This window comes from Methylocystis sp. SC2 (genome assembly GCF_000304315.1).
Taxonomy (GTDB): domain Bacteria; phylum Pseudomonadota; class Alphaproteobacteria; order Rhizobiales; family Beijerinckiaceae; genus Methylocystis.
In genome coordinates, this window is sequence record NC_018485.1 from 3,560,000 (window position 1) to 3,575,598 (window position 15,599).

12 protein-coding genes are annotated in these 15,599 nt (G+C 63.8%); 9 read left to right on the forward strand and 3 right to left on the reverse strand.

Annotated features, from left to right (window positions below):
• Window positions 1–804 (reverse strand): thymidylate synthase, encoded by an 804-nt coding sequence (locus BN69_RS17225; protein WP_014892931.1) that lies wholly within the window; start codon window positions 802–804, stop codon window positions 1–3.
• Window positions 805–947: 143 nt separating this feature from the next.
• On the opposite strand from BN69_RS17225, the gene BN69_RS17230 reads away from it, so the two are divergent.
• Together BN69_RS17230 and hrpB are read left to right on the forward strand one after the other, a co-directional pair.
• Complete coding sequence (locus tag BN69_RS17230; RefSeq protein WP_014892932.1) at window positions 948–1,928, forward strand: TIM44-like domain-containing protein; 981 nt, start codon at window positions 948–950, stop codon at window positions 1,926–1,928.
• A gap of 151 nt (window positions 1,929–2,079) precedes the next feature.
• Window positions 2,080–4,668: an ATP-dependent helicase HrpB gene (hrpB, locus tag BN69_RS17235; protein WP_014892933.1), complete on the forward strand. Its 2,589-nt coding sequence runs from the start codon at window positions 2,080–2,082 to the stop codon at window positions 4,666–4,668.
• Between the two features lie 29 nt (window positions 4,669–4,697).
• Here hrpB and BN69_RS18940 read toward each other — a convergent pair whose 3' ends face one another.
• On the reverse strand, window positions 4,698–7,364 hold the full coding sequence (locus tag BN69_RS18940) for a DUF2235 domain-containing protein (RefSeq protein ID WP_014892934.1): 2,667 nt from the start codon (window positions 7,362–7,364) through the stop codon (window positions 4,698–4,700).
• A gap of 141 nt (window positions 7,365–7,505) precedes the next feature.
• Between BN69_RS18940 and BN69_RS17245 the strand changes: the two genes are divergently transcribed.
• Entirely contained in the window at window positions 7,506–9,005 is a 1,500-nt protein-coding gene (locus BN69_RS17245) for a phosphomannomutase/phosphoglucomutase (RefSeq protein WP_014892935.1), read from the forward strand.
• A 59-nt stretch (window positions 9,006–9,064) separates the two neighbouring features.
• Window positions 9,065–9,832, forward strand: a complete 768-nt coding sequence (cobS, locus tag BN69_RS17250) for an adenosylcobinamide-GDP ribazoletransferase (RefSeq protein ID WP_014892936.1) — start codon at window positions 9,065–9,067, stop codon at window positions 9,830–9,832.
• 4 nt (window positions 9,833–9,836) lie between these two features.
• On the opposite strand, the gene dusA is transcribed toward cobS, so the two are convergent.
• Entirely contained in the window at window positions 9,837–10,865 is a 1,029-nt protein-coding gene (gene dusA / locus BN69_RS17255) for a tRNA dihydrouridine(20/20a) synthase DusA (protein WP_041927029.1), read from the reverse strand.
• A gap of 452 nt (window positions 10,866–11,317) precedes the next feature.
• On the opposite strand from dusA, the gene BN69_RS17260 reads away from it, so the two are divergent.
• From BN69_RS17260 to BN69_RS17280, 5 genes are all read left to right on the forward strand, one after another.
• Window positions 11,318–11,806, forward strand: coding sequence for a DUF2948 family protein (locus tag BN69_RS17260; protein WP_014892939.1), 489 nt, complete (start codon window positions 11,318–11,320; stop codon window positions 11,804–11,806).
• A gap of 28 nt (window positions 11,807–11,834) precedes the next feature.
• The gene (gene hisD / locus BN69_RS17265) at window positions 11,835–13,136 is read left to right on the forward strand and encodes a histidinol dehydrogenase (protein WP_014892940.1); all 1,302 of its coding nucleotides are present in this window, start codon (window positions 11,835–11,837) and stop codon (window positions 13,134–13,136) included.
• A gap of 2 nt (window positions 13,137–13,138) precedes the next feature.
• Window positions 13,139–13,618, forward strand: a complete 480-nt coding sequence (locus BN69_RS17270) for a UPF0262 family protein (protein WP_014892941.1) — start codon at window positions 13,139–13,141, stop codon at window positions 13,616–13,618.
• An 83-nt stretch (window positions 13,619–13,701) separates the two neighbouring features.
• On the forward strand, window positions 13,702–15,129 hold the full coding sequence (locus BN69_RS17275) for a GNAT family N-acetyltransferase (protein WP_014892942.1): 1,428 nt from the start codon (window positions 13,702–13,704) through the stop codon (window positions 15,127–15,129).
• 6 nt (window positions 15,130–15,135) lie between these two features.
• Window positions 15,136–15,585, forward strand: coding sequence for an arsenate-mycothiol transferase ArsC (locus BN69_RS17280; RefSeq protein ID WP_014892943.1), 450 nt, complete (start codon window positions 15,136–15,138; stop codon window positions 15,583–15,585).
• The last annotated feature ends 14 nt before the right edge of the window (window positions 15,586–15,599 follow it).

Consider the following 15,599-nt stretch of genomic DNA (forward strand, 5'->3'; position numbering starts at 1 on the left):
TTACACCGCGATCGGCGCGGCGATCGCCGGCCACGAATCATAGTTCTCGACGTTCACGTCTTCGTATCGAAAGTCAAAGAGGGAGCGCACCGAAGGATCGAGCTTGAGGCGGGGCAGGGGCTTTGGCTCGCGCGAGAGCTGAAGTCGCGCCTGCTCGACGTGGTTCAAATAGAGATGCACGTCGCCGAAGCTGTGCACGAAATCGCCCGGAACGCAGCCCGTGACCTGCGCGACCATATGCGTGAGCAGCGCATAGCTCGCGATATTGAACGGCACGCCGAGGAAAACATCTGCCGAGCGCTGATAGAGCTGGCAGGAAAGACGCTTTACGCCGTCAATTTCCGCGACATGAAACTGGAACAGGCAATGGCAGGGCGGCAGCGCCATTTCCTCCACCTGCGCCGGGTTCCAGGCCGAGACGATCAGCCGGCGCGAGAAGGGATTGCGCTTGATCTCCTCGACGACATGGGCGAGCTGGTCGATATCCCTGTCGCCGTCGGGCCAGCGCCGCCACTGCATGCCGTAGATCGGACCAAGGTCGCCGTCTTCATTCGCCCATTCGTCCCAGATGGTGACGCCATTGTCGCGCAGATATTTGACGTTGGTGTCGCCCTGCAGGAACCACAGCAATTCGTGAATCACTGATTTGAGATGCACGCGCTTGGTCGTGACCAGCGGGAAGCCTTGCGAAAGGTCGAAGCGCATCTGATGGCCGAACAGCGACAGCGTTCCGGTCCCGGTGCGGTCGTCCTTGCGCGCGCCGTCGCGCAGCACTTTGTCGAGGAGGTCGAGATATTGACGCATGGCGAAGGTTTAGCGCGTCCGCGCCGCGTCGAGAATGCCCTGACGGGTTACATTTCCCCCGGCCAAGCCTTTGCGGACCCGTCACGCGGCCCCTATATATTGCCCGCTGGGGAGCGTCGCTTCCCGACAGATGGGGGATGCACATGTCGCGTTTCTTCGCGCTGAGGCGCGGATCGCTGTTTTCTCTTGCGCTTGCGGCGCTGTTGGCGCTCGCGCCCGCCATCGCCGAAGCGCGGATGGGCGGCGGCGGCAGCTTTGGCAGCCGCGGCTCGCGCAGCTGGTCGGCCCCGCCGTCGACCCGAACGATGCCGGGCCAGGCCTCGCCCTTTGAGCGCAGCGTCACGCCGCGCGCCATCCCGGACGCGGCTGGGCCGCGGCAAGGCGCCTTTGGCGGCGCTTTCGGTCGCGGCATGCTCGGCGGTCTTGCCGGCGGCCTGCTGGGCGCCGGCCTCTTCGGCCTGTTGACGGGCCACGGCCTCTTCGGCGGCATGATGGGCTTCATGTCGATCATCGGCCTGCTGTTGCAGATCGCGCTGATCGTCTTCCTGGCCCGCATGGCCTTCAATTGGTGGACGCGCCGCAATGCGAACGCCATGGCGGGGGCGGGTCACCGTCCGAGCCCGGGCTTCACGTCGCCCTTTATGGCGCGCGCGCCTTTCGGCGCGGCGGGCTTCGGTTCGGGCGCCGCGCCGGAGGCGGCGATGGCGACGCCGATCAAAATCGCGGCCGAGGACTTCAACGCCTTCGAACGCCTGCTCGGCGAAGCGCAGGGCGCCTACAGCCGCGAGGACCTTGGCGCGCTGCGCGGCATGTCGACGCCGGAAATGGCCTCCTATTTCGACGACGAATTGGAGGACAACCGCCGCAAGGGCGTCATCAACCGCGTCTCGGACGTGAAATTGCTGCAGGGCGATCTGTCGGAGGCGTGGCGCGAGGGCGTCGACGAATACGCCACCGTCGCCATGCGCTTCGCGCTCAATGACGTGATCGAGGATCGCGCCACCGGCAAGCCCGTGCCCGGTTCGCCCGGGCCGACGGAGACGTCCGAGGCCTGGACCTTCCGCCGACCGGCGGGCGCCGGGCCGCAGGAGTGGAAGCTCTCGGCGATTCAGCAGGCGGCGTAAGTTCGCCATTGGCTGCAATCTTTTGCCCCTCCCGCAAGGGAGGGGCTTTTTTATTGCCGGGCCGGCGCGACGCGGCGTCTTGACCCTTTGACCGGCGTCCGCAATGTGCGTCGCGCTATGGAATCTGGAACTTTTAACGCGCGCGCCTCCGATGCTGCATGACCTTTCGTCGCTGCCGATCGACGACGCGCTGCCGGCGATCCGCGCCACGCTTGAGGCGTCGTCCAACCTCGTCGTCGTCGCGCCGCCCGGCGCCGGCAAGACGACTCGCATTCCGCTCGCGCTGCTCGGCGCCGAATGGGCCAAGGGCGGCAAGCTCATCCTGCTGGAGCCGCGGCGTCTCGCGGCCCGCGCGGCGGCCAGCCGCATGGCCGCGACGCTCGGCGAGAGCGTCGGCGAAACGATCGGCCTGCGGATGCGCCTCGAATCGAAAGTCTCGGCGCGAACCCGCGTCGAGGTCGTCACCGAAGGCGTGTTCGCGCGGATGATTCTCGACGATCCGGCGCTCGAGGGCGTCTCCGGCGTGCTGTTCGATGAATATCACGAACGCTCGCTCGACGCCGATCTCTGTCTTGCGCTGGCGCTCGACGCCCAGGCGGGACTGCGCGACGATCTGCGGCTCATCGCCATGTCGGCGACGCTCGACGGCGCCCGCGTCGCCGCCCTGATGGACGCCAAGACAATCGAGAGCCAGGGTCGCGCCTTCGACGTCGAGACGCGCTATCTTGGCCGCGACGCGGATGCGCGCATCGAAGACGCGATGACGCGCGCGATCCTGCGGGCGTTGCGCGAAGAGCGGGGCTCGATTCTCGCGTTTCTGCCAGGGCAGGGCGAAATCATGCGCGTCGCGTCGCGTCTCGCCGAGTCGCGCCTGCCGGACGACATCGACGTCGCGCCGCTCTATGGCGCGCTCGATCGCGGCGAGCAGGACCTCGCCATCGCGCCGGCGCGGCCCGGCCGTCGCAAGATCGTGCTCGCCACGTCGATCGCGGAGACCTCCCTCACCATCGACGGCGTGCGCGTCGTCGTCGACAGTGGGCTGGCGCGCGTGCAGCGCTTCGAGCCCGATCTCGAATTGTCGCGGCTCGAGACCGTGCGCGCTGCGCGCGCCAGCGTCGATCAGCGCCGCGGCCGCGCCGGCCGCACCGAGCCCGGCGTCTGCTATCGCCTGTGGGACGAACCGCAGACGGCGGCGCTCCCGGCCTTCGCCGCGCCCGAAATTCTCGACGCCGATCTTTCAGGACTGGCGCTCGATCTCGCCGCCTGGGGCGTGAGCGATCCCGGCGATCTCAAATGGCTCGATCCGCCGCCGGCGCCCGCCTGGAAGGAGGCGGTCGCGCTCGATCGCGAACTCGGGGCGCTCGATGACGATGGGCGGCTGACCGACATGGGACGCGCCATGCGGGCGCTGCCGCTTGCGCCGCGTTTGGCGCGAATGGCGCTCGAGGCGGCGGGCCATGGCGAGGCGAAGCGCGCCGCCGAACTCGCCATGCTGCTTTCGGAGCGCGGGATCGGCGGCGCCGACGCCGACCTTTCGCATCGGCTCGAGCGCCTGCACGGCGAAAACGCCAAACGCGCGCGCGACGCCCTGCGCCTCGCTGCACAATGGGCGCGGCAGGCGATGGCGGCGGCAGGCGTTTTGCCCCCTCCTCAACCCTCCCCCGCTAACGCGGGAGAGGGAGTGGACTCGGCGCTTCATCGAGAGAGAGCGAAAGGCCGATCATTATCGTCCCCTCTCCCGCGAAGCGGAGGAGGGACAGGGAGGGGGCAGTTATCAGACGGCGCGCTGATTGCGCTCGCCTATCCTGACCGCATCGCGAAATCGCGCGGCGCGCGCGGCGAATTCCTGATGGCGAACGGCCGCGCAGCGATATTGCCGATCGAAGATCCGCTGTCGCGCGCGCCATTCCTCGCCGTCGCCGAGCTCACCGGCCGGGCGGCGCAGGCGCGCATCCTCGCGGCCTGCGCGCTCACTTCCGACGAGGTCGAGGCGATCGCAGCCGACCGCATCGAGACGCGCGATGAAACCATTTTTGATGCGGCGAGCGCGAGCCTGCGGCGCCGCGCGTTTCGGCGGCTTGGCGCGATACGTCTTTCCGAACGCAATCTGGCGGTCGAGGCGTCCGACGAAAACGCAAGGATGCTCGCGCGCGGCGTCGCGTCGCTCGGCGTCGCGCGCCTGCCATGGACGAAGGCGCAAATGCAGCGGCGCGACCGCGTCGACTTTTTGCGCCGCGCAGAGGGCGACGAATGGCCGGACCTCTCCGACGCCGCTCTGGCGGCAAGCGCCGACGACTGGCTTGCGCCTTTCATCCATGGGCGCGCGTCGCTCGCCGACATTTCGGCTGACGACCTCGAGGCGGCGCTCGCCGAGCTTCTTCCCTATGAGTTGTCGCGCAGGCTAGACGCCGAAGCGCCGGCCTATTTCGAAACGCCCGCCGGCGCGCGTCACGCGCTCGACTATTCGACCGAGAATGGGCCGATCCTCGCGGTGCGCGTGCAGGAGCTTTACGGCCTTTCGATTCACCCGACGCTTGCGCGCGGCCGCGCGCCCTTGACGCTTGAACTGCTCTCGCCGGCGCATCGGCCGATCCAGACGACGCGCGATCTGCCGAGCTTTTGGAAGGGCTCCTGGAGCGAGGTCAAGAAGGAGATGCGCGGACGCTACCCGCGCCATCTCTGGCCGGACGATCCGGCGGCCGCGCAGCCGACGACCCGCGCCAAGCCGCGGGGCGGGTGAGCCCTGCGGCCGGGCGAAGCGTGGAACCCTTATGGCGCGCTCGCGGTCGTGGCGCGCGCGGCGTCGCGCGGCAATCGCTCGATCGTCACTTTCGCTGTGCCGGTGTTGTTGTCGTAAAAAATTTGCTTGCGACCATCTAGGGACACATGCGCCGCGTCGTTGACGAAAAGGAATAGTTCTCCCGTATCGCTCGCAACGAATTCCGACACGAAGGTTTTGCGTGGAAACACCGAATCGCAGCTCTTGCCGTCGTAGGAGTAGCTGTCTCGCGCCCAAGCCGTCTTGGCGGCATCCAATTCGTCGGCGGGCAGCGGATCGATGCTCAGCGACAGGCCGCCGTCGACACAAGATTTCACACCGGGGTGATTGGCGCAAAAAGACTTATGTTCGGCTGTTTCGCTGTAATTCAGCGGGAGAACTGAGCATCTTCGCCCGCGCGGCGACAGAGCGCCGCCGCCGTCGATCGGGACCAGCGGCCACTCTGAAATCCCTCGTGCTCCGATGCGGGCGATGGGATGGAACCAAGCGGCTGAAGGCCAACGACGTAAGGCGACGCCGGCGGTCTGAACCCAACCTTTCGAATCGAAGCCGTAAGGATCGGTGAGCATCAGCTGATCAAGCCAGGGATCATCGCTCTTAGGGTCGATGCTGATCGTCAGGCGATAAACAGCGCCGTGCTCAAGCATCCAGCCGCTCGCCCAGCACGGATCGCTGGTCGTAAATCTTCCGCTTCCGCGCGATACCCATTCGGGCAGACTGGAACCTTCGCAGACGCTCCCGGATCCCGCGAGATAATTAAAGCCAATCCGATTGGCTGCGACGAGGACGGGGACGAATATGAAAGCGATCGCATAGATGTAACCCAATATTGCGCGGCTGACGCCCAGAACCGATCCTGCCCCAAATAAGTTTCTCAACTCGCGTACTATATTCGACGTTGGGCTCGGCGCACGCGTGGGACCTTCTTTTATCTTGTCGTTCTTAATGTTCCAGGCTAGGCGCGCGTGATAGCGGATCGCGTTCTGATACCAGTCACTCCTCTGGCGAAGAAGGAAATAGTACAGCCCCAGAGCTATGCAAAAAAATGGATGATTTAATGCGGTTTCCACATGGGCGTAGAGAAAGGTGGGCGTGAAGGACAGGATTATATCGCCGACGCCGCGCAGCACATTTTCGAAGCCTGACAGGAATCGCGACAGAGCGTCGCCAATAGGGCCGAGCACGCGCAGAAGCCACTGGAACGGGAGCGCGACTACCGAAATCTGGCTCCAAATGCCTTTATTAAAATCCTCGATCACCGGAGCAATCACCGGTAGGGCGAGCACCGTGATGAACAGGGCCACAAAGAAATAGTAACCTATTCGATTTAGCCACACATAGTTGAGAGCAATCTCCATTTCTACTGGGGCGGGAGTGCCAAGGCTCTCGATAGCTCCTTCTACAAGGCCAAGTTCTGGCTCAACACGGCGAACAGTCGTCGAATTGAATTCGGAGTCTACCTTCCTCGCGACCTCTTTCGGTTCGGTGTTGGGTCGTGTGATGAAGCCACTTGGCATCCAAACGGCGTATTGTTTGGTAATCAACAGGGGTTGATAGTCATAATTTGGGTCGACCAGCCGTTCGATGACCGAAAAATGAACGATAGGGTTACAATAGGGATTGCCCACCGCGTCATGAAGCGTGTTTACGCGTTGCGCCCATCGATAGATGCGCCCCGCACCTGAGCGAGAGCTATGTAATGGTCCGAAAGGCGTTGCAAGTTCATTGAATCTTTCCAGCGCTCCCGGGTGAAATTTCAGGACGCGTAAAGGGTCCTGTTCGACTGAGTTAAAGGCTTCTTGCAGCAACCAACATAGTGGCACATGTGCGGCCATGTCATCGGGATAGCCTCCTCCGACGTCAGAATGTACTCCAGCAAACCATACCTCTTGTATGCGCCCAGGAGATGGGTTTGGCTCTCTAGCAATTCTAATAGGCTGGAAGGTCAAACGCTCGTCATCCAAAGACAAGGCGTGCCTGACACAGCAAACATTCCTAGGAATAGTATGATCATCAAGAAATTTCACAGGAAAAAACAATAGATGGATCACCGCCCGCAATTCCTCAATCGGAACTCCTAAGGCATCTACTGTATCAAAGAGGCCAACAAAGGCTATGCTAACATCGTGACGACCCATTGCATATAGATTTTCATAGTAATCAAATCTAGAGCGATAAAAATACCTGCTGAGCAAACGAAATAGATAAATTATTTTGTTACTGAGTCTATGAACTAGGTTTTTTGAGGCCGTCTCCGAAGTTGCTTGAAAAGCGTTCCACGCGGCCCTTACAGCTCGCTCCCTATGCAACTGTGAGCCGTGGATCCGTGGCAAGAGCCCTCTTTTGGCAATAAATTCGATTAGCAAACGAATTGTGAAGGCGCCGCGGCTGAAACCGAACATGTAAATTTCGCAATCAGGCTCCCAGTGCCACGACAGAAACCAATAAAGCCTTCGAACGTTAGCAGGGACACCAAATCCGGTTGCGCTGTCGAGCCATGCCAAAGGGAGAAAGGACTCTGTTCCCACTCCTGGAATGTAGCAAACGACCTGGTCTTGAGAAATTTCCAGCGCTTCCATGATGCGCGCGATGTTTGAAACTTGAACCCTAAGCCCGTTTCCCGTGCCGTCCGCGAGAAGAACAATTTTTTTGGCCATAGCCAAACCTCAAATAACATTAGCTGCTACGCGAAAAATCGTAGGACCGTTCGCAGCACTCGGCAAGCGCGTTGGATGTCTTGGCGCGGGGCGGATTTTCGCTTATGCCAAGGCGACGCTCGTCCAAGCGAAGGACTGTCAATGTTTCCCAAGCCCGTCCCGAATTTGCGCCCCAACACATTCGAATATGAACAAGCGCCGCTCATCAAATCGACCGGCTTTCGCGAATATGACGCGCGCTGGCTGTTTGGCGCCGACCTCAATTTGATGGGCGTGCAGGCGCTCGGCATGGGCCTCGGCGCGCTGCTGCGCGAATTGGGCGTCGCGCCCGAGATCGTCGTCGGCCACGACTATCGCAGCTATTCTTCTTCTATCAAGCTCGCGCTTGTAAGCGGCCTGATGGCCGCTGGCGTGCGCGTGCGCGACATCGGCCTCGCTTTGTCGCCGATGGCCTATTTCGCCCAGTTCGATCTCGATGTCGCGGCGGTCGCGATGGTGACGGCCTCGCATAACGACAATGGTTGGACGGGCGTGAAAATGGGCGCGCGCCGTCCGGTGACCTTCGGGCCGGAGGAGATGGGCCGTCTGAAGGAGATCGTTCTCGCCGGCGAATTTCACGAGGCGGAAGGCGGCTCTTATCGTTACATCGAGAATTTCGGGGCGCGCTACATTGACGATCTCACCCGTCGGCCGCCGTTCACGCGCAAGATGAAGGTCGTCGCCGCCTGCGGCAATGGCACCGCCGGCGCCTTCGCGCCGCAGATGCTGGCGCGCCTCGGCTGCGACGTCATTCCGCTAGACGTGACGCCGGACTACACTTTCCCGCGCTACAATCCGAACCCTGAAGATTTGCATATGCTGCACGCGATCGCCGACAAGGTGCGCGAGACCGGCGCCTGCGTCGGCCTTGGCTTCGACGGCGACGGCGATCGCTGCGGCGTCGTTGACAATCATGGCGAGGAGATTTTCGCCGACAAGATCGGCGTCATGCTGGCGCGCGATCTCTCGAAGGTCCATCCGAACGCGTCATTCGTCGTCGACGTGAAATCGACGGGACTTTTCGCGACGGACCCGGAGCTCGTCGCCCGCGGCGTCGTCACGGAATATTGGAAGACCGGACATTCTTACATCAAGCGCCGCGTCAGCGAGAAGAAGGCGCTCGCCGGATTCGAAAAGTCGGGGCACTTCTTCTTCAACGAGCCGATCGGACGCGGCTATGACGACGGGCTGCTCACCGCCGTGCATGTCCTCGAAATGCTCGATCGCAATCCAACGAAGTCGATGGCCGAACTCTACGCCGAGCTGCCGAAGACCTGGGGCTCGCCGACGATGTCGCCGCATTGCGACGACGAAAAGAAATATGGCGTGATCGACAAGGTGACGGCGCGCATCGAGGCGATGCGCGCGCAGGGCGAGCAGATCATCGGTCAGCCGATCCGCGACGTCGTCACCATCAATGGCGTGCGGGTGACGGTCGCCGACGGCACCTGGGGCCTCGTGCGCGCATCGTCGAACAAGCCGGAACTCGTCGTCGTGGTCGAAAGTCCCGTCTCGCCGTCGCGCATGAAGGAGATGTTTACGGCGATCGACGCCGTGCTGCGCGAAAATCCCGAGGTCGGCGCTTACAACCAGACGATTTAGAGCCGCGCGGAGGCGTTCGGGTTCTCGACAAATCCGACGCGGCGCCGAAAGTAGAACCGATGCAGCGCGCGCTCCTCGCCGACGTCCAGAGCTTTTTGCGATTCTATACGCGCCTTTCAATCGGGGAGGGCGCGCATGCGCCGCTTGATTTCGCGCGCATGGCGCCTGCGCTGCCGATCGCCGGCGCCTTGATCGGGACCACAGCCGCCGCGGGTCTGATCGTGGCGCGCGCCTGTCATCTTCCTGCGCTCGTCTGCACGCTCGTCGTGGTCGCGGTCCTCGCGCTGGCCACAGGCGCGCTGCACGAGGACGGACTCGCGGATGTGGCGGACGGGTTCGGCGGCGGCGCGACGCGCGAGTCGAAGCTCGCCATTATGCGCGACAGCCGCGTTGGGACCTATGGCGCCCTGGCATTGTGTTTCTCGATCCTGCTGCGCGTCGCGGCGCTCGCGTCGATTCTGGAGCGAAGCGGGACGCTCGCGGCCGGCGCCCTCATCTTCGCGGGCGCCTTGTCGCGCGTCGCTGGATTGGCGCCGATAATGTGGCTTCCGCCAGCGCGCGCTGATGGTCTGGGCGCGACCGTCGCTGCGCCCTCGCGCGAGATTTGGACTCGCGCCTGGCTTGTCGCCGCCGGCTTTGGTCTCGCGCCGTGGCTCGCCGGCGCCGGCTTCATCCAGATCGCGGTCGCGATCTTCGCCGCCTTCGTCGTCGCTGCGCTTATCACCAACCTCTCAAAAAAGCAGATTGGCGGCTACACGGGCGATGTGCTTGGCGCCGCGCAGCAGCTTGCCGAGATCGCCGCTCTGGCGGCGCTGTCGGCAGCGTGATCCGTCAGTTTGTTTCGGCCGGTTCCGCGAGTTTCGCCGTTTCGGCGAAGCGCGCCCGAGCGGCGCGCACTTCGCCGACGGCGTCGAGTAGGGTTTCAATTCCGGCGCCAGGCGCAACGGCCTCGAGCGCCAGCCGTCGGCGGAACGACCGCGCGCCCGGCATTCCAGCAAATAGCCCGAGAAGATGGCGCGTCATGGCGGCCAGCCGCTCCCCCTGTGCGAGCTGCCGCTCGACATAGGGAAGGAAGGCGCCGACGGCCTCGAAGAGGTCTGCCGCCGGCGCGGGCTCGCCGAACAATTGCTGATCGACCGCAAGGAGCAGGGCGGTGTCATGATAGGCCGCGCGCCCGATCATCACGCCGTCGACGAAACTGAGTTGCTCCTGCATTTGCGACATGCGCGTCAGTCCGCCGTTGATGGCGATCGGGACGTCCGGCATGGCCTGCTTGAGACGGTGCACGAGGGCGTAGTCCAGGGGCGGGACGTCGCGGTTTTCCTTTGGCGAGAGCCCCTTGAGCCAGGCCTTTCGCGCATGGACGAACAGCGCGTCGGCGCCGCTTTCGACGCAGGCTTCCGCAAGCGCGAAGAGCGCCTGCTCCGGCTCCTGATCGTCGACGCCGATGCGGCATTTCACCGTGACGGGAATGTCGACGGCGTCCTTCATCGCCTTGACGCAGTCGCCGACCAGCGCAGGCTCGCGCATCAGACAGGCGCCGAATGCGCCGTTCTGCACGCGATCCGAGGGGCAGCCGACGTTAAGATTGACTTCCGCGTAACCGAATGTCTCGACAATCGCCGCCGACTTTGCGAGCGCGGCCGGTTCGGCGCCGCCGAGCTGCAGGGCGACGGGCTGCTCAAACGGATCAAACGCCATCAGCCGGGCCCGATCGCCATGGATCACCGCGCCCGTCGTCAGCATTTCCGTGTACAGGCGCGCGCGGCGCGACAGCAGCCGATGGAAGTATCGGCAGTGCCGATCCGTCCAATCCATCATCGGCGCCACGGAGAATCTAATCTCTTGATTGGTAAGCATTATCTCTTGACGCTCAACGGCATGGGCCGCGTCGTGCGCATTCCCTTTTATGCCTCGATACGACACTTTTCGCGACTTTTCGACTTCTCAGCGCACACAGACCGCACCCGAAATGGCGGCGTTTACGAAGCTGATCGCGGTGAATCTCCAACCAAATGCGCGCGAAGGAGCGCCAAGACGTTCGGCGATTTCATGCGTCTCCGTCGGCAGGACCTTCAGGATGTAGGAAGGCGGATCGTTCGATCAAAACTTCCAGCCTGATCTTTCTCGCGCGACGCCTTGAGAGCTATCAGCGGCGAGCTGAACCGCGAGCGCCGCGTTCAATTCGTCGGGATCGGGCAAGAAAAGGGGCGGGCGTGGAAACGAGAACATCCCATTAACTTAGCCAGGGGTCGCCTATAGGGTTGCGGGCCTTCCCCTCCTTCGCCATATCGGGCGAAGGAGGAGAGGACATGGAACCACCCAATCGGCCTTGTGAGCTCGCCTTGCGTCTGCATGCGCTCGACAGCGAAGATCTTTCGCTCCTGTCGGCGCATTTGCAGGACGCCCTGGTGCGCGTTGGCGACATCGCCTTTCTAGCCGACAAGCGCCGGTTCGCCCTGGTTGGATCGCGTTTCGACTGGGCCGCTGAACTCGACGGGCGACTGGAGCGCTGCCGCTGCGGACTCCATTTCGAAGGCGTGCAGCGCGTGCGCTGCCAGCGTATCTGCCGCGACCAGCCCGACGCGATCCTCGAACTTCTGGCGGTCACTTTCGAGCCCGATCCCGAACCGCCGTCGGGAGTCATCCGGCTGTTTTTCGCCGGCGGCGCGTCGATCGCGCTCGACGTCGAATGCGTCGAGGCGCAGCTTTGCGACGTCGGTCCGCGCTGGAAGGTCGCCGCCCGGCCGAACCATGATTTCAGCGGCGAACTTGACGAGCACGCTCCCCGAGGGCCATGACAGCCGGACTTCCCGGCTGGAGAGGATCATGACCTTGCGTTTGGACGCCGCGGCGCCCGATTTCGAACAGCGTTTCGCGTCGCTGCTGGCCATGAAGCGCGAGGCGTCGCAGGATGTCGACGATACGGTCCGCGGCATCATCGAGGACGTGGTCGCCCGCGGCGACGCGGCGCTTGTCGACTTTTCCAAGCGCTTCGACCGCATCGACCTTGAGGCGACCGGCATCGCGGTCTCCCACGAGGAGGTCGCGGCGGCGGAAGCCAAATGTTCCGCGGAGCAGCTCGCGGCCCTCGATCTGGCGCTTGAGCGAATCACCGCCTTCCATGAGCGGCAGAAGCCGCAGGATCTGCGCTTTCGGGACGCCGCCGGCGTCGAGCTTGGCTGGCGTTGGACCCCGCTCGACTCGGTGGGGCTCTACGTGCCCGGCGGCACCGCCGCCTATCCGTCTTCCGTGCTGATGAATGTCGTGCCCGCGAAGGTCGCGGGCGTGAAGCGCATCGTCATGGTGGTCCCGACGCCCGGCGGCCATGTGGAGCCGCTCGTGCTCGCCGCCGCCAAGCGTTCAGGCATCGACGAGATCTACCGCGTCGGCGGCGCGCAAGCCGTGGCGGCGCTGGCCTATGGCACGAAGACGATTGCGCCCGTCGTCAAGATTGTCGGGCCGGGCAACGCCTGGGTGGCGGCGGCGAAGCGCCGCGTCTTCGGTCAGGTCGGCATCGACATGATCGCCGGCCCCTCTGAAGTGCTGATCCTCGCCGACGCGACCGCCAATCCCGACTGGATCGCCGCCGATCTGCTTGCGCAGGCCGAGCATGACGAATCCGCGCAGTCGATTCTCATCACCGACGACGCCTCGCTCGCCGACTCGGTTGTCGCCGCCGTCGAGAGGCATCTCTCGACGCTTTCGCGCAAGGAGATCGCTAGCGCCTCCTGGCGCGACTATGGCGCGACGATCGTCGTGAAGACGCTCGCCGACGCGCTTCCGCTCGCCGACCGCATCGCCGCGGAACATCTCGAGATCATCAGCGAAGACGCCGAGGACCTCGCCGCGCGCGTTTCCAACGCCGGCGCCATCTTCATCGGCGCCTATACGCCGGAAGCCGTCGGCGACTATGTCGGCGGCTCGAATCATGTGCTGCCGACGGCGCGCTCGGCGCGCTTTTCGTCGGGTCTGAGCGTGCTCGACTTCGTCAAGCGCACGTCGATCCTGAAATGCGATGCGGATTCGCTGCGCGCCATCGGCGCCGCCGCAGTGACGCTCGGCGACGCCGAAGGCTTGCAGGCCCACGCGCGTTCGGTGTCGATCCGCCTCAATCAGCTCGAGGCGTGAGGGTGGAGTCAAACGAGTCGAAGCGGCTGATCTCCGTCACGCTCGACGAAAACTCGATCGGCCGCGGCTCGGCGGATCAGGAGCATGAGCGCGCCATCGCGATCTACGATCTCATCGAGGAAAACAGTTTCGCGCTGATTGGCCATCAAGGCGGACCTTATGCGCTGCTGATTTCGCTCGTCGACGCGAAACTGGTTTTTAAGATCTGCGACGCGGAGGGCGTCTGTCTCGTCACGCACATTCTCTCGCTGACGCCCTTCAGGCGCATTCTCAAAGATTATTTCATGATCTGCGAAAGCTATTACGCGGCGATCCGCCATGCGACCCCGAGCAGGATCGAGGCGATCGACATGGGGCGTCGCGGCCTCCATAACGAAGGCGCGCAGCTTCTCCTCGAACGCTTGAAAGGCAAGATCGACACGGATCAGGATACGGCGCGCCGCATCTTCACGCTGATCACGGCGCTGCACTGGAAGGGCTGAGCGCCGCGCTCGGTCGCCGATGATGAGAGCGCTGCGCGGCGCAGCGTTCGGCGCTGTCACATTGTCATCATGGACTAATCCGCATGGGCAAAAGTAATTCGGATCATTTCGCCGAGCTGCGGCTGTCGATGGAAGCGGAAGGGGGCGAGCTGCTCCGCGCTTTCGTTCGCGAAGCGTCGCTGATCGAAGGGGTGCCGCCGATGACCGCGAGCCTGATCGCCGCCGACGCCGCGCAAATATGGCGGATTCTTTGCGGGTCGCGCACGAACGCCGAGCGCGCCGCGGTTCTTCTGTCCTCTCCCAAAGGCGAGGCGCGCGCGCGGATTCTGCTCAACGGCCATTCCCGTTTTTCCGCCGTCGTCGGTTCGCTCAGCGCGCAGGTGCGGCAAGACGCGGGCTTGTCTTACCGGGAACGCGGCGTCGACGGATGGGAGATCACGATCCATCGCGGTTTCGATTCCTCTCGCGAAGCGGCGGAACATAAGCAAGAGCCGATCGCCGAGGCCGCAGAGACGACGGAAACGGTGCGGATCGACGTGCCTCAGAAGGACGACTCGGCGGCGATCGCGCGCTGCTTTCTCGCGGTCTATGGACATAATTACGTTCATCGGGAAGTCTTTTCCCCGCATCGCTATTGGCGGAAAGTCCAAAGCGGAGAGCTCATTCCGGTCGTGACCCGCGACGCGCGCGGCGAGGTCATCGGGCATGTCGCGCTCGAGCGCGAGCCCGGCGCGGCGATCGCGGAGCGCGGCGAAGCTGTCGTGCTTCCGTCCTACCGGGGACGTCATCTCCTGGAGCGCATGACCGAGCGGCTGTCCGACGAGGCGGCGAAACTCGGGCTCGTCGGGATCTACGCCGAGCCGGTTACGACGCATACATTCTCACAGCGCAACGACGAGCGGGCCGGCATGCCGACATGCGCGATCCTGCTCGGCGCCGCGCCCGAAAACTCGCATTCGAAGGATTTGCCCGTGCCGACGGCCGGACAGCGCCAGAGTTTTCTGCTGACGTTCCGTTTCCTGCAGACGGCGCGGGCGTCCGAGATCGTCGCGCCGCCGGCGTATCGCGACGTCATGGCGGCGACGTACAGCCGCCTCGGCGTCGGCGTTTCTCTACGCGAGCGCGAAACGCCAGCGGAGACTCGGTCGATGACGAGCGTCATGGTCAACCCATGGGGCTACGGCAGGATTCGCTTCGAGACGATCGGATCGAACGCCAGCATCGAACTGAGCCAGGCGGTGAGCGACGTCAGCGGCCTCGGCGCGCGCGCCCTGCAGCTTTCCGCGCATGTCGACGACCCGGGCTTGCCGCTTCTGGTTGAGAGCGCGCGCCGCCAGGGATTTTTCTATTGTGGGCTGGCGCCGGCCTTCTCTGAAGGGCGAGATCTGCTGCTGATGCAGCATGTGAGCGAGCCGCTCGACATCAATGAACTGCAGCTGTTCACGGAGCAGACGAAGGAGCTTGCGGCGTTCATCGAACAAGACCGTCAGTCGGCGCAGAGTCAGCGATGAGATCGCGTGAGCAACGTGGCGCGCCCCCAATCCATTCTCTTCGCCTGCACGCTGAACACTGTCCGATCGCCGATGGCGGAGGCGATCGCGCGGTATTATTTCGGCCGCGAAACCTATTTCGCTTCCGCCGGTCTGAAGCGCGGGGCCCCCGACCCTTTCGCCATAGCGGCAATGGACGAGATCGGCGTCGACATTTCAGCGCATAGGCCGCACACGTTTGAAGATCTCGAAGATTCGAATTTCGATCTGATCGTGACGCTTTCCCCAGAGGCGCATCACAAGGCGCTCGAGTTTACGCGCACGATGGCCGTCGACGTCGTCTACTGGCCGACGCCCGACGCGACCGCCGCGCAGGGCTCGCGTGAGGCCATTCTCGACGCCTATCGCGACGTGCGCGAGCGGCTGACGGGGCGGATCAAGGATCTGCTCGGACACGGGCCGCCGCTGAGCGAGTGATTACGTGTCTGGCG